The sequence below is a fragment of the Chryseobacterium soli genome (genome assembly GCF_000737705.1).
Lineage (GTDB): Bacteria > Bacteroidota > Bacteroidia > Flavobacteriales > Weeksellaceae > Chryseobacterium > Chryseobacterium soli.
In genome coordinates this window covers 60,796-85,480 of record NZ_JPRH01000002.1, presented here as the reverse complement: position 1 = coordinate 85,480, position 24,685 = coordinate 60,796, and the positions used below count along the sequence as shown (strand labels likewise).

27 protein-coding genes are annotated in these 24,685 nt (G+C 37.9%); 11 read left to right on the top strand and 16 right to left on the bottom strand.

The window, feature by feature from the left end:
* Position 1: 1 nt before the first annotated feature.
* The 8 genes from IW15_RS05685 (at position 2) to IW15_RS05650 (ending at position 8,118) form a co-directional block, all read left to right on the top strand.
* Positions 2 to 2,374 (top strand): TonB-dependent receptor domain-containing protein, encoded by a 2,373-nt coding sequence (locus IW15_RS05685; RefSeq protein WP_034709967.1) that lies wholly within the window; start codon positions 2 to 4, stop codon positions 2,372 to 2,374.
* A gap of 170 nt (positions 2,375 to 2,544) precedes the next feature.
* The gene (locus tag IW15_RS21885) at positions 2,545 to 3,171 is read left to right on the top strand and encodes a TetR/AcrR family transcriptional regulator (RefSeq protein WP_051881787.1); all 627 of its coding nucleotides are present in this window, start codon (positions 2,545 to 2,547) and stop codon (positions 3,169 to 3,171) included.
* Complete coding sequence (locus IW15_RS05675) at positions 3,168 to 4,178, top strand: hypothetical protein (protein WP_034709964.1); 1,011 nt, start codon at positions 3,168 to 3,170, stop codon at positions 4,176 to 4,178. The genes IW15_RS21885 and IW15_RS05675 overlap by 4 nt, the downstream gene beginning before the upstream one ends.
* A gap of 16 nt (positions 4,179 to 4,194) precedes the next feature.
* Positions 4,195 to 5,019 (top strand): helix-turn-helix domain-containing protein, encoded by an 825-nt coding sequence (locus IW15_RS05670; RefSeq protein ID WP_034710283.1) that lies wholly within the window; start codon positions 4,195 to 4,197, stop codon positions 5,017 to 5,019.
* A gap of 70 nt (positions 5,020 to 5,089) precedes the next feature.
* The gene (locus IW15_RS05665) at positions 5,090 to 5,659 is read left to right on the top strand and encodes an NAD(P)H-dependent oxidoreductase (RefSeq protein ID WP_034709962.1); all 570 of its coding nucleotides are present in this window, start codon (positions 5,090 to 5,092) and stop codon (positions 5,657 to 5,659) included.
* Positions 5,660 to 5,880: 221 nt separating this feature from the next.
* Positions 5,881 to 7,044 (top strand): tyrosine--tRNA ligase, encoded by a 1,164-nt coding sequence (gene tyrS / locus IW15_RS05660; protein ID WP_228384309.1) that lies wholly within the window; start codon positions 5,881 to 5,883, stop codon positions 7,042 to 7,044.
* 86 nt (positions 7,045 to 7,130) lie between these two features.
* Positions 7,131 to 7,652, top strand: coding sequence for a 3'-5' exonuclease (locus tag IW15_RS05655; RefSeq protein WP_034709961.1), 522 nt, complete (start codon positions 7,131 to 7,133; stop codon positions 7,650 to 7,652).
* Between the two features lie 31 nt (positions 7,653 to 7,683).
* Positions 7,684 to 8,118 (top strand): GNAT family N-acetyltransferase, encoded by a 435-nt coding sequence (locus IW15_RS05650; protein ID WP_034709960.1) that lies wholly within the window; start codon positions 7,684 to 7,686, stop codon positions 8,116 to 8,118.
* Positions 8,119 to 8,322: 204 nt separating this feature from the next.
* Here IW15_RS05650 and IW15_RS05645 read toward each other — a convergent pair whose 3' ends face one another.
* The 9 genes from IW15_RS05645 to panD all read right to left on the bottom strand — a co-directional run bounded on the left by IW15_RS05645 (position 8,323) and on the right by panD (position 16,473).
* Positions 8,323 to 9,834, bottom strand: a complete 1,512-nt coding sequence (locus IW15_RS05645; RefSeq protein ID WP_034709959.1) for a helix-hairpin-helix domain-containing protein — start codon at positions 9,832 to 9,834, stop codon at positions 8,323 to 8,325.
* A 2-nt stretch (positions 9,835 to 9,836) separates the two neighbouring features.
* Positions 9,837 to 11,240 carry a PP2C family serine/threonine-protein phosphatase gene (locus IW15_RS05640; RefSeq protein WP_051881785.1) on the bottom strand — a complete coding sequence of 468 codons (1,404 nt, stop codon included), beginning with the start codon at positions 11,238 to 11,240 and terminating at the stop codon, positions 9,837 to 9,839.
* A complete protein-coding gene (locus IW15_RS05635) occupies positions 11,240 to 12,283 on the bottom strand; it encodes a TerY-C metal binding domain-containing protein (protein ID WP_034709958.1) in 1,044 nt (347 codons plus the stop codon). The genes IW15_RS05640 and IW15_RS05635 overlap by 1 nt, the downstream gene beginning before the upstream one ends.
* Before the next feature lie 24 nt (positions 12,284 to 12,307).
* Positions 12,308 to 12,946 (bottom strand): vWA domain-containing protein, encoded by a 639-nt coding sequence (locus tag IW15_RS05630; protein WP_034709957.1) that lies wholly within the window; start codon positions 12,944 to 12,946, stop codon positions 12,308 to 12,310.
* Positions 12,946 to 13,584, bottom strand: coding sequence for a vWA domain-containing protein (locus tag IW15_RS05625; RefSeq protein WP_034709956.1), 639 nt, complete (start codon positions 13,582 to 13,584; stop codon positions 12,946 to 12,948). The genes IW15_RS05630 and IW15_RS05625 overlap by 1 nt, the downstream gene beginning before the upstream one ends.
* Positions 13,585 to 14,256: a TerD family protein gene (locus tag IW15_RS05620; protein ID WP_034709955.1), complete on the bottom strand. Its 672-nt coding sequence runs from the start codon at positions 14,254 to 14,256 to the stop codon at positions 13,585 to 13,587.
* A 27-nt stretch (positions 14,257 to 14,283) separates the two neighbouring features.
* Entirely contained in the window at positions 14,284 to 14,859 is a 576-nt protein-coding gene (locus IW15_RS05615; protein WP_034709954.1) for a TerD family protein, read from the bottom strand.
* 177 nt (positions 14,860 to 15,036) lie between these two features.
* Positions 15,037 to 16,119 carry a lysylphosphatidylglycerol synthase transmembrane domain-containing protein gene (locus IW15_RS05610; RefSeq protein WP_034709953.1) on the bottom strand — a complete coding sequence of 361 codons (1,083 nt, stop codon included), beginning with the start codon at positions 16,117 to 16,119 and terminating at the stop codon, positions 15,037 to 15,039.
* Positions 16,120 to 16,122: 3 nt separating this feature from the next.
* Positions 16,123 to 16,473: an aspartate 1-decarboxylase gene (gene panD / locus IW15_RS05605; RefSeq protein ID WP_034709952.1), complete on the bottom strand. Its 351-nt coding sequence runs from the start codon at positions 16,471 to 16,473 to the stop codon at positions 16,123 to 16,125.
* A 397-nt stretch (positions 16,474 to 16,870) separates the two neighbouring features.
* On the opposite strand from panD, the gene IW15_RS05600 reads away from it, so the two are divergent.
* Positions 16,871 to 17,161 (top strand): HU family DNA-binding protein, encoded by a 291-nt coding sequence (locus IW15_RS05600; protein WP_034709951.1) that lies wholly within the window; start codon positions 16,871 to 16,873, stop codon positions 17,159 to 17,161.
* A gap of 89 nt (positions 17,162 to 17,250) precedes the next feature.
* On the opposite strand, the gene pdxH is transcribed toward IW15_RS05600, so the two are convergent.
* Positions 17,251 to 17,895 carry a pyridoxamine 5'-phosphate oxidase gene (pdxH, locus tag IW15_RS05595; RefSeq protein ID WP_034709950.1) on the bottom strand — a complete coding sequence of 215 codons (645 nt, stop codon included), beginning with the start codon at positions 17,893 to 17,895 and terminating at the stop codon, positions 17,251 to 17,253.
* A gap of 24 nt (positions 17,896 to 17,919) precedes the next feature.
* On the opposite strand from pdxH, the gene IW15_RS05590 reads away from it, so the two are divergent.
* Together IW15_RS05590 and IW15_RS05585 are read left to right on the top strand one after the other, a co-directional pair.
* Positions 17,920 to 18,468: a YqgE/AlgH family protein gene (locus IW15_RS05590; RefSeq protein ID WP_034709949.1), complete on the top strand. Its 549-nt coding sequence runs from the start codon at positions 17,920 to 17,922 to the stop codon at positions 18,466 to 18,468.
* Between the two features lie 110 nt (positions 18,469 to 18,578).
* On the top strand, positions 18,579 to 19,160 hold the full coding sequence (locus IW15_RS05585; RefSeq protein ID WP_034709948.1) for an N-acetylmuramoyl-L-alanine amidase family protein: 582 nt from the start codon (positions 18,579 to 18,581) through the stop codon (positions 19,158 to 19,160).
* Between the two features lie 82 nt (positions 19,161 to 19,242).
* Here the strand turns inward: IW15_RS05585 and IW15_RS05580 are convergent, their stop codons facing one another.
* From IW15_RS05580 to IW15_RS05555, 6 genes are all read right to left on the bottom strand, one after another.
* Positions 19,243 to 20,052 (bottom strand): aminotransferase class IV, encoded by an 810-nt coding sequence (locus IW15_RS05580; RefSeq protein ID WP_034709947.1) that lies wholly within the window; start codon positions 20,050 to 20,052, stop codon positions 19,243 to 19,245.
* A gap of 78 nt (positions 20,053 to 20,130) precedes the next feature.
* Positions 20,131 to 20,517, bottom strand: a complete 387-nt coding sequence (locus IW15_RS05575; protein WP_034709946.1) for an START-like domain-containing protein — start codon at positions 20,515 to 20,517, stop codon at positions 20,131 to 20,133.
* A gap of 177 nt (positions 20,518 to 20,694) precedes the next feature.
* Entirely contained in the window at positions 20,695 to 21,870 is a 1,176-nt protein-coding gene (locus tag IW15_RS05570) for an aspartate aminotransferase family protein (RefSeq protein WP_034710280.1), read from the bottom strand.
* Between the two features lie 142 nt (positions 21,871 to 22,012).
* Complete coding sequence (locus IW15_RS05565) at positions 22,013 to 22,789, bottom strand: hypothetical protein (protein ID WP_034709945.1); 777 nt, start codon at positions 22,787 to 22,789, stop codon at positions 22,013 to 22,015.
* 2 nt (positions 22,790 to 22,791) lie between these two features.
* Complete coding sequence (locus IW15_RS05560; protein ID WP_034709944.1) at positions 22,792 to 23,619, bottom strand: hypothetical protein; 828 nt, start codon at positions 23,617 to 23,619, stop codon at positions 22,792 to 22,794.
* Between the two features lies 1 nt (position 23,620).
* A complete protein-coding gene (locus IW15_RS05555) occupies positions 23,621 to 24,526 on the bottom strand; it encodes a hypothetical protein (RefSeq protein ID WP_034709943.1) in 906 nt (301 codons plus the stop codon).
* Between the last annotated feature and the right edge of the window lie 159 nt (positions 24,527 to 24,685).

Sequence of the window (24,685 nt, the reverse complement as noted above, 5' to 3'; positions counted from 1 at the left end):
CATGAATCGAAAGATTGTTATTCTTTTAAGTCTGGTTTCCTCTTCATTTATTTTTGCACAGAGTGTGGAAGGAACCATTACCGATAAAGAAAATAAACCTGCAGCAGAAACTGAAGTCCTTATCACAAAAGGTGAAGCAAAGTTTTCTGCTATCACTGATGAAAAAGGGATGTATAAAGTCCCATTGAAAGAAGACGGAAATTATCTGCTTGAAATTATAAAAGACGGCATCAAAACCAATAGTGAAAAAATTTCTGTAAAAGGAAATTCCAAAAAAAATATCCAGCTGAAAGAAGTTCCTACAGAGGAAAGAAAAATTGAAGGGGTAACGGTAACCGTTAAGAAAAAACTTTTTGAAAGAAAAGTAGACCGTTTGGTCTTTAATGTGGAAAATTCTGTAGCCTCCCAAGGTCTGGATGCGATAGAAGCCTTAGCAAAAACACCGATGGTACGTACTTCGGATGAAGCCATCAGCATCGCAGGAAAAAGCAATGTGGCGGTGATGATTAATGACAGGCTGCTTAATCTCAACGGGCAGGAACTTATCAATTACCTGAAAACCATCCGTTCCGATGATATTCTTAAGATTGAAGTTATTACCACCCCTCCTGCAAAATATGAAGCAGAAGGAAAAAGCGGACTGATTAATATTATCCTTAAAAGAAATACCAATCTCGGCTGGAACGGCTCTCTCCAGACTTCAGGAAACTATTATGGCGGAAAAGCCACTACTTCCACCAGAAGTGGCGCTACTTTTAATTATCAGGGAGAAAAACTGTCGGTTACCTCCAATTTATCTATTGGCGATAATTACTGGGAAAATACTTCCTACAATTATCTCACCGGAACTACCGATGATAATTACTGGAATACGAATACCAAAAGTTTAAGCAATTACCGGTATAAAGGCGGAAACGTAAAAGCGGAATATAAGATCAATGATAAAAGTACGGTAGGGATCAACTACAATTATTCCTTCAGTAATCCCATCGAACAAGGAAAAAGCAGTACAAAAGTTTTTAATGAAAACGGGCTTTTGGACATTTCATCCGATTACAGAAATAAAAACCGCAGAAATGCGCATAACGCCTCTGCTTTTTATGATGTAAAACTGGATACACTGGGAAGCAAACTGAGTTTGACAGCGAATGTGATGATGAATAATGCCAATGCCAGGAATTTTTATAATACCATTACCACCAATACGGTTTCTACTATGGCCAACCCGATCAGTAAATACAGGATTTATTCGGGACAGGCAGATCTGGAGAAAAATTTTGCCAAGATCAAAACGGAAGCCGGAGTAAAATATACTAAGATCAAAAATGATTCTGAGTTTAATTTCTTCAATATCATTAACGGGCAGAATATCCTGAATACCGACAGAACCAATACCTTCTTCTACAATGAAGAAAACTATGCAGCCTATGCCTCCGCAAGCTTTAAAATCAGTGAAAAATGGGAAGCAAAAGCAGGACTTCGTTATGAATACACAAAACTGGAGGGAATTTCAATGAATGATGATTCTTCAGCCAAAATCAACTACGGTAAGCTGTTTCCCACGGCATATATCAGTTACAAGGCCAGTGACGACCATACGTTCTCCCTCAACTATTCCAGAAGAATCTCTCGTCCTTATTTTGGGAACCTGAATCCTTTCAAATTCTATACTTCAGAATATGAATACAGCACCGGGAATCCTTATCTGCTGCCTTCATTCTCCGATAACTTTGAATTCGCCTATGTACTGAAAAGTAATCTGAGCTTTACGGCTTACTATAACCGCAATAAAGATAATTGGGACAGAATACAGGTCGTGGAAGGAGATCTGAAATACAGCATCGTTAAAAATTTTTACAATGAAGACCAGACCGGGATCAATATCAGCTATAACTACAATAAACTGAAATGGCTGGAATCTAACGTCTTTGTGAACGGATTTTATGCCAAATCAAAATCATACAGTCCTAATGCGGTTTCTGCACCTGCAGGGTATGGAGCCAATTTTAATTTAGATAATAATTTCTTTCTGAATAAAGAGAAAACGGTCACATTCATGCTCGGACTTTGGAGTTCTATTCCCAACCGAAGCGGAAATACGTATTTCAATGGAAATGTTTCGGTGTACACTGGGATGAAGCTAAGTCTTATGGAGAAAAAACTGTTGATTAACCTTAATGTAAATGATATTCTGAACACCAACCGTTCAAAAGGAACTGAATATTATCCGAATTATGATGTAGAATATTTCACGAAAGGAATCACCAGAAATATCAATCTTTCCGTAACGTATAAATTTGGAAACAATAATGTAAAAGGAGCCACAAAACAGGTAAAATTTGAAGAATCCAGCCGTGCAGGTGGAGGAAGCTAACTCTCATCATAAAAAATATTAACTAATAACCAAAAACTGAAACCGGCAGTATTCTTTTATCATTAAGAATACTACCGGTTTCTTTTTATGAACTTATGATAAAAGGATATCCCATTCCGCCTGCAAAATAGATATTGAATTATTATCTAAAACTCTCTTATATTTGGACCATGAAAACCAAGGAAAAGATAGCGGTAAAAGCCCTTCAGCTGTTCAACGAAAAAGGTTACAATAACATAACCACAAGGCATATTGCTGCTGAACTGAACATCAGCCCGGGAAATCTGCATTATCATTTCAAACATTCGGAAGACATCATTAACCTGCTTTTTCGTGCTTTAATCTCCAAGATGGATGCGCTGATGAAACAGCTGGAAAAAAATGAATATAAGGATTTGGAAAGCCTGTATGATTTCACGTATTCTTCTTTCGAAATATTTTATAATTATCAGTTTATCTTTTTGAACTTCCTGGATATTTTACATCGGATTCCGGAAATAGAAACTGAGTATGAACTCTTGAGTATCAGAAGAAAGGAAGAATTTCAGACCATTTTTGAGAGCTTTCAAAAGAATAAAATTTTAAAAGAAAATATCCCTGATTTTATCATGGATAATCTTCTGACCCAAATGTTTGTGTTTGGAAATAACTGGATCAGCCACAATAAAATCACCCTAAAACTGAATAAAGAGGAAGCTGTAAAATATTATACCCTGGTACAGATGAACTTTTTTTATCTTCTGCTGAATGAGGAACAGCAGAAATTGTATGAATTAAATTATATAAAGAAACCATGAAATCCACCTTACTCATTATAACATTGTTTATCTCATCATTCTTGTTTTCGCAAGATACAATCTCACTGAGTCAGAATTATTTTATTGAAGCCACTTATCTTACAGAAGGACGTTTAACGCTTAAAAAATGGACTTACGATACGAATGAAGATGCAGAAAAAGATATTTGGTATATTGTCTACTGTGATGAAGATTGCGAAGACAAAATACTGGATAAGGACAGTAAATACAGAATAAAAAATGCCTTATCCGAAGAAGAATATAAAAAATACACGGAAAAAAACACCTCTGAAGGAGTAAGCCTTTCCCAGGGAACCTATCGAATCCAAAATATAGTCGATGGTTTTAAAAAAGAAGAAATACTCTTTACAATTGATAGAAAAGGACGCTTTGAAAAAATATTGACCAAAGGAAAACTTTATATTTTTAAAGACGGAAATCTGGTTCGTTCGGAGTTCACCCATGAAAAAAAATGCTATGAAACCTGGGAAGATAGCATCTATACTCGTACTGAATATTATGCGAATGGAAATAGATTCAGCACTATAAAAATAGATAATAGTATACAGGATAAAGACAGCAATACCATCAAAACAATTTATAGCCAGGACGGCAAAAAAGTACTGCGGGTTATCAATAGTTTTACTAAAATCAACCACGCATTTTACCCAAATGGAAAAACCAAAGAATATAATGATGAAAATAAAAACATCAAAACCAAATATGAGACAGACGGCTCGAAGACGACAGAAAAATTAATAGTGGATGAAAATTCCGCAAAAAATAAAGAAAAATATATCTGTCAGGAAAAATACGACAGCAAAAATGTTATTACGTATAAACTTTGTAAAAGTAATAATGAAAAAAAAGAATATAAGTACCATAACGGAAAATTAAGTCAGGTTACAACTACCGACAGATATGGCAGATCTAAAACAGTGGATGACAAAGGAAATATAATAAACCAAACTGACGCTGCACCAGCTCCAGGCTATAGATCTAACTAATTTTACTTCGATGATCATGGAAGATAAAACGCCGGAATACCATCAACTCAGGATTTCAGTTCCTACAGAATTTGAAAATGTATTCTCGCATTTTTATTATGCTGAAAACACATCCACCGAAGCATTAACAAAGACTTTATTGCCCACCTACCAAACTATTTTGTTATTCTGTTTCGGAGAAAATGCATCTCTGACGACCCAAGAAAAAACAACCCTTACCGTGGATAAATGTATTGTCTTTGGACCCATCAGGCATGCTTTTGAATATACTTTACCTTCAAAAACCTCAATTTTAGTCGCTAATTTTAAAGATGATGCATTTTACCGTTTTTTTGGAAGAGCGACAATTGAAAATAATGCAGTCCTACATCCGGACGAACTTTTAAGAGAAAACTGTTTTACGGATCTATGGCAGCAACTGGCAGTAATTCCTTCCCCTGAACAACAGGTTGACCACATTATTGAATTTTGTAGATTATACCTGAAAGATCAGGATACTACAAACCGGCTGTTGAGCAGTTTCACCGATGAAAATTTAAATCCTGTTAAAACAATCGCAGAACAGACCGGGCAAAGTGAGAGAAACATCCAGTTGAAACACAAAGAAAATTTTGGCTATTCATCAAAGGAAATTAACCGCTACAGCCGTTTTTTAAAAGCCATCAAAACCATCGAAAAAAAAATTGAAAATCAGGATACGGTAGAATGGTTCAGCATTATTGACGAATGTGGTTATTATGACCAAAGCCAGCTGATCCATGATTTTAAGCATTTCCTGAACATTTCCCCGAAACAGTATCTGAAATTCCAGCAGGATATCTGCAATCCGAGATCAGAATAAATTCCATTTCGTTTTCTTACAATTTTTGAAACCTCATCTGCTCTACTTTTGTCCCATACAATTAGAAAACATGAGACATTTAATTATTTACGCACACCCAAACTCAAAGAGTTTAAACCATCAGCTGCTGGAAACCGTAACAGAAAGTCTTCGGTCCGCAAACCACGAAATCGAAATCAGAGATCTCAATCAGATCAATTTCAATCCTGTTATGAGTCTTGAGGACATGCAGGGACAACGTATGGGAAAAGTCGCTGATGATGTACAGACAGAACAGGATTTCATTTCTTGGGCAGAGCACATCACCTTCATCTATCCCATCTGGTGGACAGGAATGCCTGCGGTGATGAAAGGATATATCGACCGCGTGTTCAGCTATGGTTTTGCGTACCGGTATGATCAGGGCATTCAAAAAGGGCTTCTGACAGGTAAAAAGACAGTCATCATCAATACCCACGGAAAATCCCATGACGAATATGAACGGATGGGGATGGATAAAGCGCTTTCACTGACTTCAGATCAGGGAATTTTCCTGTATTCAGGTTTTGAAATTATTCAGCATTTCTTTTTTGATCAAGCCGACCGCGCTTCTTCGGAAGATGTGGAAATCTGGAAAGAACAGATCAGAAACTGCTATTAAGAATCGTGATTTTTAATCCTTATCAAAAAAAGTTTCTATATTTGTATTTCAAATGAAGCATTTAAACAGCATATTGCGCTTGCCTTTTTTCAGCGAGTATTACTACCCGGCCTATCGTTCGGGAAGACTTTCTATCGCTATTATCTAGTATAAAATAATCTACAATAGTATAGAGCCCGGACAGGATTGTCCGGGCTTTTTTAATTCTAAAATCTTATTCAATGATCAACACATTACAACAAAACACAGCCTTTATTCTGCCTGAAAACGGGTTAGAGCAGAAATTAAAACAGGCAAAGGAAGAACATAGAAAACTGAGAATCAAGCTGGGGTTTGATCCTACCGCTCCGGATCTGCATCTCGGCCATGCCGTAGTGCTCAAAAAGTTGAAACAGTTTCAGGATCTCGGGCATGAGGTCATTATTGTGGTTGGCAGTTTTACCGCCAGAATCGGGGATCCTACAGGAAAAAATAAAGCCCGGAAACCGTTGAGTATAGAAGAGGTGCAACACAATGCACAAACCTACATCAGCCAGCTTTCAAAGGTGATGGATATTGAAAAAACAAAAATTGTTTTTAACTCCGACTGGTTGGATGCATTACCTTTTTCGGAAGTGATTCAGCTTATGTCAAAAGTTACCATTGCCCAGCTTATGCACAGAAATGATTTTAATAAAAGGTTTACGGATAATACACCAATCGCCATGCACGAACTGGTATACCCAATTTTACAGGGTTTTGATTCTGTAAAAATTGAATGTGATATTGAAATGGGCGGAACCGACCAGCTTTTCAACTGTACCATGGGGCGCCAGCTGCAGGAAAGTCATAAAAAATCTCCGCAAATTGTGATCTGCATGCCTTTATTAAAAGGATTGGATGGAAAAGAAAAAATGAGTAAATCACTAAATAATACCATTGGTCTTACTGATGAGCCAAATGAAATGTTTGGAAAAATAATGTCTATTCCGGATACCTTGATTGAAGAATTTATTGATCTGACCACCGATTTTCCCGTGGAAGAAAAGCAAAGTATACTGCTGAAAATAGAAAACGGCGAAAATCCAATGAACATCAAAAAGCTGATCGCAAAAAACATCATCAGCCAATACCATGATGAGGCATCAGCAGATCTTGCGGAAGTATTTTTCAGCAGTCAGTTTCAAAGTAAAAATGTTGGAGACAAAGTTTTTGAACCGGTTTCTATTGCTTCTTTATCTCATGATAATCACAGATTATTATTAATTGAACTTTGTCATCAGCTTAAAAATGACCTCAGCAAATCAGCGGTGCGGAGATTGATTGAAAATGGCGGCGTCCAGATTGGTACTATAAAAATGACCGATCCTGATGTTTTCGTCGAATTAATCCACAGACTAAAATAAAGATTGGGAAAAGAGCATTTTTTGAACTTCTATAGATATAAAGTTTCAGAAAGAATTTTAATATATTCGTTCAATAAAGAAAAACAATGAGCTACATCATGGTGGATATAGAATCGGACGGTCCGATTCCCGGAGACTTTTCAATGATCTGTTTTGGAGCGGTTCTGGTGAATGAAGAACTCGACACCACTTTCTATGGAAAACTTAAACCCATTTCAGGAAATTTCAATCCTGATGCTTTGGCCGTTTCCGGTTTCAGCAGGGAAGAAACGATGAATTTTGATGATCCTGAAACTATGATGCTTCAATTTGAAGACTGGATCAAAACACATTCTAAGGGAAGACCTATTTTCATCAGTGATAACAACGGTTTCGACTGGATGTTCATCTGCTGGTATTTTCATCATTTTATCAAAAGAAATCCTTTTGGATACTCTTCAAGAAGACTGTCTGACTTGTACTGCGGATTAGAAAAAGATACGTTTGCCCAGTGGAAACATCTCCGAAAAACGGAGCACACCCATCACCCGGTGGATGATGCCAAAGGAAATGCTGAGGTACTGCTTCATATGAAAAAAGAAATGGGACTGAAAATCGGTCTTAAGTAAAGGTTCTCTTAATTTTTAAACCAACACCAAAATGAACACTGAAATACACTATAGAAAAGCCTCCGAAAATGATATCGATTTTTTACTGGATCTAAGGACCAAAACGATGAATGAGCATTATGCCAATTCCAGTCTTCCCACTGACAGAGCTTCCACTTTACAAAGAGTATTGTATCAGTTTGAAAAGGCGAATATTATTCTTTTAAACGATGAACCAATAGGATTATTAAAAATCGACAAAAGTAAAGATCCCATTGAGGTGCTTCAGCTTCAAATAGATCCCAATCAACAGGGAAAAGGACTTGGAAAAACTATTTTACAATCCATTCTTGAGGAAGCTTCATTAGCAGGGAAAAAAGTTTCACTAAGTGTTTTGAAAAGCAACAAAGCCCAATATTTATATTCCAGCCTGGGATTCAAAGCGGTGGGCGAAGATGAGCATTCTTATTTTATGGAGTTTTTCTGATAGATAGTTTTGAAGAACAAAGAATAAAGAAATATAATTCTATCCATCAATAGAAGCGGGTTTTAACCCGCTCATTTTTATATAAATTCATATAAAAACCATCTGGCTTTAGCCAAAATCTAATGGCATTCCCTACCTATTACTCACAAAATTCCCCATCAACCAAAAAACAACAACCGTCAACCGTCACCAAAAAACAAACCCCTATTTATTCGCAAGCGTAACGTAAATCAATCGGCCGCCTTCTTCGTTGGACAGTAATATTTTTTTACCCTCGGTGAGTTCTACCATGGTATTAGGTGGAATCTCCTTTCCTTCCGTAACATCTTTCATACTGGGAAGGCTTTGATTGACTAAAACCCATTTGCCCTGATGAAAAGTAAAATAGCCTATAGGTTTTTTATCTTCTGCCGTAAGGTTTTCATTTCTAATTACTTTTTTGGACACGTGCCATTTAAACAAGTATTGATTGTGATAGACCATCAGCCTGTGGTTTTCAGGTTTCCAGACATCATCTTTAAATTTATAATAGAGATCCAGAATGGGAAGTGTCCCGCTATGCGGAGTTCCGCAGAATGGGCATTTCGGTTTGTTGCTATTGTCAAACACATACCATTTTTCATTACATGACGGATTATTGCACGGCTGGATCAGATCTACGGTTTTCATCAGTGCCGTCTCCCATTCGTTGGCAATTGGGCGAAGAATAGGATTATGGAGACCGTCTACAAACGCTCTTTTAAATAACTCAGATAAATAAGGTCCGGTCGCCGTGTAAGGTATTTTTTTAGGATCCCCCCAAAAAGCATCCCATTTTTTAAGATGGTCCAGCTTTACTCGGTTGGTGGTATCAGTAGGATGTTCTATAAACATTGCCTTTTCACCCATGGAAAGCAGATCGTCCTTCATCGTATCCAGATCCCAGATTTTACCTCCTTTCAGAGGATGTCTTCTCAGCAAATACATATAAATAAGCACTGCAAGGGCATGCAAATCTGTTTTTTGATTAGGAAGCTGCCTGTTGGAATCTTTGATATTCAAATGTTTTGTCTTCAATACCTCAGGCGCTATAAAATCAGCCGTTCCAATTACTTCCGGCGGAAATAAATTAGGAACCACCAACCCATCGATATCGATAATGCAGGCAGACTTCGTAACAGGATCCACCAAAATATTATTGTAAGACAAATCCGAATGTGCAAGGCCCATCTGGTGAAGCTTTTTAACCCCTCTACTGATGTTCACCGAAATCTGAAAATAACTCAGCCAATCTCCCAATTCTGCCTTGTCAAGCCGCAACGGATACTGTTGATTTCTAAACATGGGTGCGGTAAACCATTTTCCTACTTTATCCCCGCCCAAAATAATATCAGAACCTACATAGCCTTTGGCAAAAAAGAACTTTTTATCATAAATAGGAACAATAATCCCGGTCAAATCACCCTTCTGAACAATATCATAAGGCCATCTGAAAATATCATTCAGAAAATAATCTGAAGCATTACCACCTTTCATATTCGTAAGATACATGGTGACAATCCTTTTAATTCTCTCTTTCTGATCCACTTGCAGCGGAGTCCTGTAAAATGCCACGACGTAGCTTCTGTCAGGAGAAAAATAGACATCTTTCACCCCTCCCTGCACAGGATTACCCTCTACATATTCATAGCTCTTGGCAGTATCTAAAACGGAAGAAACCTTAACTGTTTTTTTCATGCTTAATAAATTATAGCCAATGTTCGGTCATCGTGATTGCCTTTGCTCCAGAAATCAGTCCATTCCAGCAATTGCTGATCGATGATTTCATCATTGGTAAAGTCCACTTTTATCCCGTCCTCATTGTTTCCATCGAGGTCATGAAAAAATGCTTTCCAGCTTTCTACATTTTCCAGCTTGTTTTCTGTCACAAACTTTGGATCGTAAATCCCGTCGGTCATCAGGATAAGATGGGAAAAATCATCTACACAGCTAATTCCGAAACGTGAACTGATCTGCGGATCGTTAAAAATTTCCTTCATGGTGATAAATCGGGTTCCCCCTCCAAATTCACCCACATCCATCTGGTTCAGGAGCTTCACATCTGAAAAATCAGGATTGATAAGATTAATCGGGCAGTCCCCTACTCCAAAAGTCAGGATTACATATCCGAAATCAAACTTTTTGGCAAGCGAAAAAATCAGGGTTGCATGCAGATCTTTTATGGAGAAAGAATGTTCGTCCGCTGTTTTCTGCAGGAGGTTATAAATATGCAAAGCACCTTTGTACAGCAGTCTGATAATGCTTTGTTTTGCGACAACCTTTGCATCTACCGTATTACCATCCGCGTCGGTTTCCAGAGCTTCTTCCTTGTCCGTATAAATAACCTTAACATTATTTTCAATTTCATTGATCACCCCTTCATTGTTGAAGAAATCCCGGATGGCTTCTGTAGAAAGCTGGGAGCCGTATCTTGCTTTTTTTGCAGAACCGGCACCATCGGACACCGCAATAATGCTCCAGGCTGAGGGCAATTCACTCAATGCAAAATCATCATCCCTGAAAGTCCCCTCATGAGCATGAGAACGGCCTCTTTTGGAAGCGATAACAATTTTTTTATCTAAAAACTTTCCTTTGTAAGCGGCTTCTTCAGGTTTATAAAAAATGGCATTCAACGGACTTGCAATGTTTTTCCAGAGATCTTTCGGATCTGCATTTACAAAAAGCTGAACGGTTTTCATCTCTATATTCTGCTCATCATTCACATGAAAAAACTCAATATCCAGATCAAAAGTATTGTTGATAACCGGAGTTCCCTTAATCGTATTATTCTCAAATACCAACCCGATAGGCTCAAGGTTTCTGATATTTTTTATTTTGATATTCGGAAACTTTTCCATGTCAAAACTGTATTCGTACGCCTGTTTGGAATTGGCATTTTTTATCATAAAATGAGCTTCCTTAAACTCTTCTTTTTCTTTATAAATCGTAGCTTCCTGCATAATGTTTTGTTTTGCATTTGAAATACGCTGCAGCTGTTTATGGACATTCGCGTTGTTAATAAGCTTAGAAACCACTTTGTCTGCCATTTTTCCCTCCAGGTAGATCGTATCTTTTAGGATGTCTTTAATATCATTTTCCATCATTACCCCAGTGTTCTGTTAATATCAAATCCTTCACTTGAAAATCCGTAATAATCTGAAGTACCACACCATGGACAGGTACTGTGTCCTTCGCCTTTCAGGCAATGGATACCGCCACAAGAGCAGGTTGCTAACGCAATGGGATTCGCACAGTGCGGACAGGAAGCTCCGCCCTGCAGTTCTTCTATTGAAATTTTGAGATTGCTCTTTTGTGAAGATGAAAGCCTCAAATAGGAATTTTCTTCAATTTTGTAAGCGCCATCCAGCCGGTAATATCGTGTAGACATCCCCTCAATTCCTGAATCTGTAAGCGCTTTTTTAAATTTAATCAGGTACAGCTTCTTCGTTTCGGAACATTTTCCGTTCAGAACCACAAAGTTGTTATCAGGAAATCTTTGCTGCATTTCGGGATTTACTTTTTCCAAAATAATAGAATCTATTTTAGATAAATTAATTCCTTCTTTATGCGCTTCACTGACGCTCTGACTGGTAGTTTTAATAGAATCGGTTACCCATTTGAAAAATTCCCGATAGGAATTTTCATCGGTATTTTTAAACAAAAGAACGTTGTCGGACAGCGATCCTAATAATTTATAGTTGGTGTTGTCTCCTATAGAAACTGCAATAGTATTGGCTTTTCCGTTATAATTTTTATTCCATCGGTCAATGGCTGCTGTAGCATCATCGGTTGGAATTCCGTCTGTAAACAGGAAAACTATAGGCTTCCAGTCGCCCTTTCTTTCGTAGGTTGTTTTTACCACTTCCTTATCGATACAATCCATTACCGTAAACAGTCCTTTAGACAAAGAAGTTCCGCTTCCGATAGGGATTTTAGGCGGATAGAATGATATGATATCCTGAAGAGGCGTAATGACTTCTGATTCTCCTGCAAATCCAATGATAGAAATCCAAACGGTTTCTAATGAATAGGGATCTTTTTTTAATTCCTTAATAATGGTAGCAATACCATCCTGAACCTGCTCGATAGGCTCTCCTACCATAGATTCTGAGATATCGACCAAAAAATAAATGGGTAGTCTTCTCATGGTTTAGTTTAAATACAAAAATTATTAGACGATAATATTAAGCTCAGACGGTGGCGGCGGTAAGGTCATACTTTCTCCGGTTCCCTGTGTTTTTCCTCCCATCGTAATGGAAGAACTCACCCACTTAAAGAATGAAGAAAGGGTAACGGCATCCGTTGCATCCAGCTTCACCACATGATCGGTAAGTTCCCTTAAAAAAGTCTCATCAGCTTTAGGGCCTGCTGCACAACCTACAATCACTCCGAATTCCAGATTTTTAATTATCGGAATCATCTGTCTGTATCTTTGAAGATCTGAAGGTTTACCATCTGTAAAAATGAATAGAAGTGGCTTCCAGTCTCCTTTTCTGTCTAGTGAACCTTTTACAAGATCTTTATGAACAAGATTTACAACCATTTCCAACCCTTCCCCTGTATGGGTAGGCCCACTTTCCGGGCAGGTAATTTCCATCGGATGAAAACTGGTCAGATCAATCAGCGGAATAATGTTTTTAACCTCCCGGTCAAAAGTAATAACACTGATATGCAGTGTATCCATCGCCTGCGGATCTGCCCTAAGCGTGCTTATAAGCCCATTAAATCCGTTATTTAATGCCTGAATAGGCTCACCTTTCATGGAACCCGAAGTATCCAGCAGGAAATAAGCCAGTAATCGCCTGGTCATTATGAAACGAATGTTAATTCCGATGGCGGAGGGGGCAGCTGATCAAGACCGAATACTTCCTTCCCTGATTCTTCCAACTTAGTGGAAGTCGTGGAAATCGAAGCAGTAACCCATTTGAAAAACTGTGCAATACTTTCAGAATCTGCATTCTGCAGGCTCACCACTTCGTTGGTGATCTGTTTCAGGATAGAAGAATCGGCACTTCCGCCTACCGCACAACCTACAAGGAATCCGTTGTACACTGCTTTCAATTTATTCAAGCCTGCCTGCCAATCGTCGGTAGGAACACCATCCGTCATAATGAACGTCATCGGTTTCCAGTCGCCTTTCTGCTCCAGGGTGGTTTTGCTCACCTCGGTCTGTACTTTATCTGCTAATAAAGCGAGTGCTCCTCCAAAAGAAGTGACACCTGAAGCTTTAATATCCACCATTTGAAAACTGGCCAGATCCGTTAACGGGATAATCTGTTTGGCATCGGTATCAAAAGTAATAATACTGATATATGCCGTTTCCAAAGCCTGAGGCATCTGCCTTAATGAATGCAGCATCATCTGTACTCCATTTTTCACGGCTTCAATAGGTTCTCCGGTCATGGAACCCGATGTGTCTAATAACAAATAAACTGGAAGTCTTCTCATCTATCTTGTATATGTGTATTGTTTTAAAAGATCTATAAAATTATCAGTGGAATGCGGTTCTCCAACAGCGCGGAATTTCCAGTCGTTGTTATGACGGTAGGCTTCAGCAAAAACCATAGAACACATGCCATTCATGCTTGAATCTCCTGAAAGACTGTACTTGGTGATTTCTTTTCCTTTGGCGTCTACCGCTCTGATGAATGCATTATCGATCATTCCGAAATGCTGATTATTTTTTCTTCCCAAATAAATGGAAACTACAAATACGATTTTCTGATAAGCCTGGTCCAGCTGATCCAGTTTAACGATGATCTGTTCGTCATCCCCATCTCCGGCACCGGTTCTGTTATCTCCCGTCAGCCAAACATTTCCGCTTGGATGCTGCATAGAATTAAAGTAGATAACATCTCCCTGATATAAGGCAACCTGCCTTCCGTCACTCGTCTGCCCCGTTCTGCCAAGGTTGGCTACTTTGCCATTGGCATCCAATAAAAATGCGATGGCATCAAGGTCATATTCAGCTTCTTTACTGAATAGTTTTCCTAAAAAGCCGCCTTGCTTTCTTACATCCCATCCTAAACCGATCGTTACTTTAGAGAGGTCATACACGTTTTCCCCACGGTCATTTTTTCTTAAATCAATCGTCTGACCTTTCTGTAAATTAATTGCCATAGTTATTATTTTGTATTAGTGTTTTTTTTATTTAATGATAGGACCTTTGTAATACTTTTCCAGGAAGAATGACAGGTCGGCTCTGTATCCGATCCCCGAAGCTTCGAATTTCCAACTTCCGTTTCTTTTGTACAGTCTTCCGAATTCTACTCCCGTTTCAATAGAAAAATCCTCATCCAGTTCGTATTTAGCAATTTCCTGGTTGGTATGGTTGTCTACGATGCGGATGTAAGAATTTCTCACCTGTCCGAAGTTTTGCTTTCTTCTTTCAAAATCCTCGATCGTTACCACAAACAGAATCTCTTTTACCTTGGAATCTACTTTTTCAAGGTCAACGATAATTGCTTCATCATCATCTCCATCGCTGTTTTTTCCGTTGGGATCGTCACCGGTGTGTGTCAGGGCTCCGTCCGGAGAATTCAGATTATTATAAAAGACAAAACATTCTTCACTCACTAACTTTCTGTCAGAATCAATCATGATAGCAGACGCATCAAGATCAAAATCGTGGCCTGTTCCTTCATTTGGATCCCAGCCCAATCCTATTGTCATTTTCGTCAGACCCAGATCAATTTTCTGGCCTTTCTGTAAATTAATTGCCATAGTGCTTATATTATAAATTTATATTTTGCCTTAAGATAAATTTGATTTATGAACTGACCAAATTTATTGATAAAAAATAATGCCTCCATTACGGTTTTCCGTAATAAGTGCTGATTACAGCCCACAAAAAAGTCCAATTAAAAAATTGGACTGTATAGAGTATATATATTTTTAATTTTAATTCTGATGTTCCTGCTGCGATACCGCTTTATTTCTCGCTCTTGCCAGCATAGGAATAGAAATAAGCCCCATCACCAGCATAATACAAATCTGCAGCGGAAGTGATATAAATGAATAGGTAAGGCCCATTTCCCCTCCAAATTCAGCACTTTTGCCTACCGACAGGAATAAGGCCATAAAGCCGTACTTCATAGCCAGGTTAAAAGCTCCGATGCCTCCACTCGCAGGAATAATCATTCCCAAAGTACCGACCACAATAATAAAAAAGCCGTCTGCAAAAGTAAAATTAGAGGTTTCAGGAAGGGCGAAGCACACCAGATAGGCCGCAAAATAATAACAAACCCAGATTCCTATCGTATACAGGATGAATTTTCCTTTTTCCTTTAGTTTGAAAATAGAGGTCAATCCCTGAAGAATTCCTTTCCCGAAATTAATCAGTTTTTCTTTTTTATATTTATAGATAAGAAGTATTGCTGCAATGATCAGTAAGACAATTCCTATTTTAACAAAATAATAGAATGAGTCAAAATCTGCTACGCCCATTTTCATCAGCTGCCTTTCTAATAGGTTGGGAACAAATTCTTCTTTTTTATCTTTTTCCGCTGTCACAAAATTATAGAAAGAGAGAATTGCATCATATTTAAAGATAACGGTTAATCCCAAGAAAGCTCCCATACACATCAGGTCCACCACCCTTTCCAGGATAATCGTTCCGAAAGATTTGTCCACCGGTACTTTTTCCACTCCGTACAAAGCTGTTGCTCTTGCCACTTCGCCGCTTCGCGGAATGGTAAGATTCATCAAATAGCCAAATGAAATTGACCAAAGTGCATTGGAACTGGAAATACGGTGGCCCATCGGTTCCAGCATCAGATTCCAGCGTATTGCTCTGAACCAATAAGCGAGAATCCCAAATACCGAGGCAAACAGAACCCAAAGATAATTGGCTTTTGCCAACGATTTTTGAATTACCTTAAAATCAAGACCTCTTAAAGCAAGCCATAAAAAAAAGCCTGCAAAAGCAAGCGATATTACTATTGTTAGTATTGATTGTAAAGGATTCGTTGATTTTTTCTCCATGTATTAGGTAAGAAGGTTTGTTTTTTCATCCGGAAAAACGATTTTCGGCTGGAAAACCTGAGCTTCTTCGGGAGTCATCTGTGCATAGGCAATGATGATAATGATGTCGTCTCGCTGAACTTTCCTGGCTGCAGGACCGTTCAGGCAAACTTCTCCTGACTTTCTCTTTCCTTTAATAACGTAGGTATCAAAACGCTCACCGTTATTTACATTCACAATATAGACCCTTTCTCCGACTACCAGACCGGCTGCCTCTATAAGGTCTTCATCTATCGTTATACTCCCAATGTAATTAAGGTCTGAGGCCGTAACCCGTACCCTATGGATCTTAGACTTGAAAACTTCTATTAACATGCTGCAAATTTATTAATAAAAATTAATAAAACGGGCTTTTAAAATGATTTTAAACTAACAGAAACACAGTACTTTAATTTTATTAAAAGTAAAAAAAATTAATTCTAGTTATAAAATCAGTAACCATATCCTTAAAAACATTAATACTTTGTACATAATTCAGGATTTAATAAATACAGAAAATAATATCTGTTTTTTGCTAAAGTCAATACACATAAGCATTTGGCATGATTTTAGTAACGCCTAACGTAGGTTTTACGTGAAAAATCAAATTATCATATTTTAACCAATTTCACCTAAAATCAAAAAAATTATACAAGTTTTAATAAATAAATTGCACAATTACAAAATATTATTATATTTGCTATAATTACGAACTAACTTAATATTAAAAATTATGAACAAGTCTGAATTAATCGACGCAATCGCAAAAGACGCAGGAATCACTAAAGTTGCAGCTAAGTCTGCTTTAGAATCCTTTATTTCTAACGTAACTTCTACTTTAAAGAAAAAAGACGGAAAAGTTTCTTTAGTAGGATTCGGTACTTTCTCAGTAGCTGAAAGAGCAGCTAGACAAGGAATCAATCCTGCAACTAAGAAACCAATTAAAATTGCTGCTAAAAAAGTTGCTAAATTCAAAGCTGGCGCTGATCTATCTAACGCAGTTTCTGGAGTGAAGAAAAAATAATCATTCAGATTAAAAAATGCAAACCTCATCAATTGATGAGGTTTTTTTATACGTAAATCTTAGTACAGGACTATAATCGGGGAAAATGATTAAGGTGCTAATCTGGAAATTTTCCAATCCAGCCCGTCTACCAGTTCATAGATGATTCTATCGTGTAATCTATTGGGTCTGCCCTGCCAGAATTCAATTTCATAGGGTTTTGCTATATATCCGCCCCAGTTTTCAGGTCTTGGAACCTCACTGTTCTCATATTTCTGTTCGAGTTCTTTTAATTTCACCTCCAAAAATTCCTTATTGGGAATTACCTGACTTTGCGGAGAAACGGCTGCCCCAAGCTGACTTCCTTTCGGTCTTGAATGAAAATAGCCGTCACTAAGGTTTTCAGCAATCTTCTCTAAATCTGCTTTGATAATGATCTGTCTTTCAAGACTGGGCCAGAAAAAATGAAGACACGCTTTATGATTTTTTTCTATGGCTTTTCCTTTTCTGCTGTCATAGTTCGTATAAAAGATAAATCCTTCATGCGTATAGGCTTTGAGTAAAACCATTCTTGTCCTCGGACAGCCATCTTCCTCTACTGTAGAAACAGCCATTGCATTCGATTCAGAAATAGCAGGATTTTCACTGGCTTCCATAAACCAATCTCTGAATTGCTCTATCGGATTCTGTTTTATCTCACTTTCAATAAGTTGGGATTTCTCGTACACTTTTCTGTGGTCGTGCAGGTTTTCCATAAATATTTTTTATTAAATTTGAGTATGAATTACTCATACAAAGGTAAAATATTAATTTCCACACCTGACATTTCCGGTGATATTTTTTCCCGATCGGTCGTATTGATCGTTGAGCATAATGAAGCAGGCGCATTTGGCTTGATTTTAAACAAGAAAAACAGCCAGATGAGCGGTAAGTTTAAAAATTTTTTTGACTTCAAAATAGAGGTGTATGACGGTGGGCCGGTAGAAAATGAAAAAGTATTTTTTATTGCCAAAGGAAAGAAAGTAACTGAATTGTATACCGACATCAGCGACGATTTTTATGTAACTGAAGACATAGAAAATATCATCAGTGCGGTGCTGAGCGGCGAATTGGATATCCAGAATGTGAAAATATTCTCAGGCTATTCTGGGTGGTCTTCTCTTCAGCTGGAGAATGAGGTTCAGCGGAAAATGTGGACGGTAGTTGATATTTATAATCTTGATTATACTCTTCCTAATGACCAGACGCTTTGGAAATCTATCATGCAGAATCTTGGCGGAGAATACCTTCTGTGGGCAAATGCACCGGAAGATACTTCTCTGAACTAATAGAAATCCTATTCAAAACGCAGTGAAATAACATTAACAAACTTTAAGATTATGTTAACCAATTTTATAGAAAGAATTTCCGTTATTTGACAAACCAAAATCACTGAAAAATGAAAGGAATTAAACTTATTGCTTTATCAGCCTTTTCTACAGCATTTTTATCTTTCACCCCTGTTAACAAGAAATATATTGTCATAGATGCCGGACACGGCGGTAACGATATGGGAGCGGTTTATCAGGGTATTTCAGAAAAAGACATCACTTTGCATATTGCTCATGAAATTGAGAAAATCAACACCACTCAGGATAAATACGAGGTTATTTTAACGAGAGGTTCAGATGATGATATCATTCTAGCCGACAGGACAGCAAAGATCAACGATCTTAAACCTGAAATGGTGATTTCACTTCACGTCAACAGCAATCCTAAAGAGGAAACTCCAGATAAAGGAACTGAAATTTTCGTACAAAACTCTGACAGCTCACGAAAATTAGCTGAAAAAATTTCCAAAAAATTTAATGTCCGCAAAATTGAGGAACGCAATCTTCATATGTTGAGAGAATCACAATCACCTACCGTATTGGTGGAACTTGGATTTGTCAACAATACTGAAGACAGACGGTACATGACGAGTGAAAAGGGACAACAGGAAATCGCAAAAAAATTCATTGAGGTTATCAAAGAATATTAGATAAAGAAACAAGTTCTGATCTATTCAGAATAAAACCCGGTAAAGGACTGTAGTATTATGTTGTTTACCGGGTTTGTCAATGTTAAAAACTTTTTTTCCAGCTTTCTATCAATTCCAGAAAACGGGAACATTCAAAAGTTTTATTTCTTATTTTACCTACAGAGAATATACCTTTCTCATCGGAAATCATTAAAATTTCTTCGGCTTTCTGAGATTCAAAAGCAATAATTTCATGTTCCTGAATGTCAGCAAGGTTATTTTTATGCAGAAAAGTAACAAAATTTTCCAGTAAAGGAGAAATGTACGCTCCTTCAGACTGCTTGGGAACTTTTATAACATCCCCTTCCAAAAACAGCAGATTTCCGGAAGTAGAACGGGCAATTCTCTTATTTGGGTTAAGAAGAATAACATCATCCAGGTCATTTTCCTGGGCATAAATACTGCCATAGATGTTTTCCGGACTGTGAACCCTGATGTTGCTGAGTAAATTGTTGTTGACGTTGATTTCTTTAATCAGATCAAGTTCCAAAGGTCTTGGATGTACTGCCAGAACATCTTCTTTTTCTTCCACTTCATAGAAGTATGAAATTGATGATTTTGCCAGTGTCATTCCATCAGAATTTCTGAATACCTGAAAATTAATGATTCCCTCTTTAATTCCTTTTCCTTCAATAACGTCTTTTTGAAAGAGTGACTGGAAAAACTCCAGGGTATAGGTTAATGGAATATTCATTCTCATCTTTCTCATGGAAGCCATTAAGAAGAAATAGCATTCTTCATCCATGATAAGCTGAGCATCCTTTATAAAAAAGGAAACCTTTACCGCATCTCCTACAAGAAATGCTCTATTCTTTGCACTGAACTGGCCTGATGTAAAATATTGATCTTCCAATTTTCTATCTGATTTAATTATAAAAAAATAATGAACGATAAATCGTTCATCAGTTTTACCATTTCATACAGCCCGACATTATGCCGCACCCAATTTTATTCTAAGGTTTTCGATAAGGTTTTCCCAATACATGGCATTTTCTTCCTCATCTCCTTCTTCACAGAAATCTGTGATATTTAAAGCTAAGTCTTCTGTAATATCATCTATAGTGATCGTCATTTCAAAGAAATGTTTTGTTCCTTCATCTTCTTCCCATCTGAAACGAACGAAACCTTCAGGCTTATATCTAATCAAAGTGGCCTTCTCAGCAGGACCCCCGCCCCAACTAAAAAAGAAATCGTCCCCTTTCTCTACTACCTCATCCGCAAACCATTCAGACAAACCCTCTGCAGTCGCCAGATATTCATATAAAATCTCTGATAGACAATGCATTGGAAATTCGTAATGGACTTTATGTTTAGCCATATAATCTTTGTTTTATCGTCCCGCAATATATAAATTAATTTTTTTATTACACAAAAATGGGTGTATTTTTTTGTACAATCTTCATGATATTTGTCACGGCTGCCAAACCTTGATTTTAAAAAAAAAATAAGATGCCATGCATAAAAAATCTCCTCCGAAACGGAAGAGATTTTTGTATTAGTTTTCGTTCAGCACCTCCAGAATAATCCGGCATCCTTCTCTGATTTCATCAAGAGAAAGGGTAAGCGGGGGTGAGATTCTTAAATATTCATTTCTGTATAGCTGCCAGAAAACGATCAGGCCTTTCTCCATGCATTTTTTGGCAACTTCCAGAGTGTATTCCGGAGAGCCAAGGTTCACGGCAAGCATCAGCCCCATTCCGTTGATATTTTTAATTTTTGGATGAACCAAAAGTTCCCTGAAAAGATTTTCTTTTTCCTGTACTTCATTCATCAAACCACTATCTAACACTTCTTTCAATGTCGCGTAGCTGGATGCTGCAATTAAAGGGTTTCCTCCAAAAGTGGTAATGTGTCCTAATTTAGGAGAATGAGATAAGGTACTCATGATTTCACGGGAGCTCATAAAAGCTCCAACGGGAACTCCACCGCCCATACCTTTACCCATCACCAAAATATCAGGAACGATCCCAAAATGCTCAAAAGAAAACAGTTTTCCTGTTCTTCCGAATCCCGGCTGTATTTCATCTAAAATTAAAAGAGTTCCTACTTCTTCGCATCTCTTTTTTAGCTTGATCAGATAATCATGATTGGGTACCAGAAAACCTGCGGCTCCCTGAATGGTTTCCAGGATAACACATGCTGTTTTTTCAGTAATCTTGTCAAAGTCATTCTCATTATTGAATTCAATGAAAGAAATCATAGGCAGTAACGGACGGAATTCCCTTTTATGGGTTTCGTTTCCGGAAACGCTTAATGCACCATGGGTATTTCCATGGTAGGAATCCTTAAATGAAACAATTTCTTCTCTTCCGGTGTACCTTTTGGCAAGTTTCAGGCTTCCGTCGATAGCCTCGGCCCCACTGTTCACCAGGTAGGTAATTTCAAGCGGATCCGGGGTCGCTTCGGCCAGCAAACGGCATAGCGCAACCGGCTTTTCCTGAGCATATTCGCCATACACCATTACATGAAGGTATCTATCTGCCTGTTCTTTTATAGCCTCAACAATTTTAGGATGGGAATGCCCCAATGTATTGGCAGAAACTCCTGCCACAAAATCAAGGTATTTTCTACCGTCTGTGCCATAAATATAGCTTCCTGATGCCTTTTCAACTTCAAAACCTGCTGCAAATTGTGTGGTCTGTGCCTGATATATAAAAAAGTCTTTCTGCATTTCCATTATTGTGAAAAATTTCAGCAAAGCTATAAAACATTCATTACATGCCGAAATTATCCTGCCAGAATAAAAATTGCCCTTAATAAAAAATTAAGGGCAATACCATTCGATGGTAATATATTGATGTGTTTATTATTGATTATAAAACTTTTTCTACGGTTACATAGCTGTTGTTCGTAACGGTATAGGATGTTGTCCCTCCGACTTCCGAAACGGCCTCCAGCGTTATGTACTGTCCCTGCACCACATATACTGAAAAATCAAGATTAATCTTTCTGTTTGTACCATCATAGTTTACCGTACTTTCCAAAAGCTGAAATCTTTGTGCATCGTTCACGTACAAGCCTGCGCCTAACCTGCTGCTGAATGATCCTGCAGGACCTGTAAAGTTTATATTTAAATTTATTCTGTATAAGCCTGTCTGCCGTACATACAGCCTATTAAGGCTAGCACCGCTCACTGCTACATTGGTTTTCAGCTTTAGCGGATCTGCCAAGAAATTAGGCTTGTCTATTAAAGAATTAATGGGCAGCAATACAGATCCGGAAGTGGTAGACACAGAATTGATCTGAAAACGTGAAATATTATCAGATTCCACTTCAAAGGCTTTGCTCCAAACAAGTCCGTCAAAAACCATTGCTTCTCCTGTACTTTTCACAAAAATCAGCATTCCTTTTAAAACGTCTATGCTTACTGATGGCGCATTCACTCCTGTATAGGGAAGATCTGTAGGAGTTTCAACAGCGGGAAGACCAAAGCCTTTTACTCCGGTTGCTTCACTGGTGTTGGTGACATACATCATTACCTTATCATTTCCGCTGGCGTTAGAATCCGGATTGGGAATATTGGTAAAATTTACCTGCGCATCGTAGATACTTATGATAAATAAAAACAAGCAGTATATATATTTTTTCATGATTAATAAGCTTTAATTAAACGTGCAGCGATATACGAGTTGATGGAATTGGTGTCTGTTCCGTACGCAGATAAAGCTCCTCCTGAAATGGCATTGGAACTTATTGAAGGAACAACTCTCAGTTCGGCACCGGCCGGCAGCGAAATGGTCTGGGCAAAGCTTGAAGATTTATTCCCCTGGGTATCAATAATGAAAACTATGGAAAAGTTAGATTTTGTAACAACCGTTTCCCAGTCTGAAGCTGGTGTATATTTTACCTGCAGGGTTAATTTAAATTCAGTAACTCCCGCCTGGGCACCAAAACTCCCGCCTGTAAAGCCTAAAGCGACTCCTATATCATAAATTCCAGCTACTTTTACCGTTACCGAACTTGGATTTTTTAATAACAGATTATCTACCAGAACCTGGCTCTTGTTATCTGGTGCAAGATAACTTGGAGTACCTCCTGCAAAACAAAATCCTATCCCGAATGATATACACGGAATCGTGATTCCGGCAGAAATCCCCAATCTGGAACCTTTAGGCTGATAAATCCCCTGTATTTGTCTGGCAGGATTCCATGAATATCCGTCATACTTATAATACTGATCATCATTCTTATTATAAATCAAACTCCCCGTAAGATTAGCGTAATCATCAAATACATCCGGTGCCGCAGCATCATATCTTGGGAAAGATGTGTAAATATTGGAGTAAGGAAGTATGACTCCTCTTGTTCCGTCTTGAATTTTCAATATATTTTGATTACTGCTCACCGCACCTCCGATCACTACCTGAGCATATAAGGAATATTGAAAAAAGAGTGCTATAATTAATATAATTCTTTTCATTTTATTGCATTTTTATTTCTTCAACAATAACTTCAGATATCGCATTTCCTGTTGTAGTCATCGAAAAAGACATATTATTGCCTCCCAATGCTCCGGTACAAATTCCTGATCCTATATCCTGGCTTCCCGCAAGGGTAAGTCTCAGTTTATCTCCTGCATTAAAAACTCCCACATAGGTAAATGCTAACGACTGTCCCACATCAATAGAACCCGGAAGCAGACTGCTTACAGAAAGGGCTCCTGCTGTAGAACTGCTGGATGTATTATTAATGGGTCTCCAGGTCGCGTCAGCAGCAGTACTTAACTCAAGACCGAGTTTTGATTGCAGATTGATCACAACCCCTACACAAAGCGGTGTACTGATATCAACGGTTCCGCTTTTAAAAGAAACTTTGTATAAGCCTTTCGTATTGATGTTAATAACATTACTGGTACCGGCCGCCAGTGAGACATCTGTAGAAATTTCGTTAAAACTAGGGCTGCTGGTAGTGAAATTAATATTGGCAGGTGTGCATGTTTTTACGGTAAGTGCACAAGCTAATCCGCAGGTACCGCAACTCGTAGTGACGTTTCCGGACCTTACAAAACGGCTCATTTTATTATTTTTCATTACTGAAACAATAGGATCTGATATTTTCCATGTTGTTCCGTCATTCTGTACAACGCTTCCGGTCTCACTATTAAAAATGACGGAGCCCTGGGTTCCGTTTCCTGTTGTACCTACAGCAGAAGCGGGAAGTACTGATGCTGTATTGGCCCTGGGTAACCGGGCGGCGTAATCGTCTTGTTTTACATGAAGTTGTGTTCTGGAATCTGGCTGAAAAGTCAGAGTTTTAGAAATCCCAACCTGTGCAATGGCCTTTATATTACACAATAAAAAAACCATAAGAATAAAGTTTGTTTTCATTTTGTTTTTATGTTACTTAAATTTAAAGAAAATTATAGTTCAACAAATATTTATCTTCATAAAAATAAATATGGGGTAAATATAAATCTTTGAAAAAGCGGGATTTTCATTGTGATACTGCGACTTTTTGATTGTGAAATAATTCACAAAACATATTTT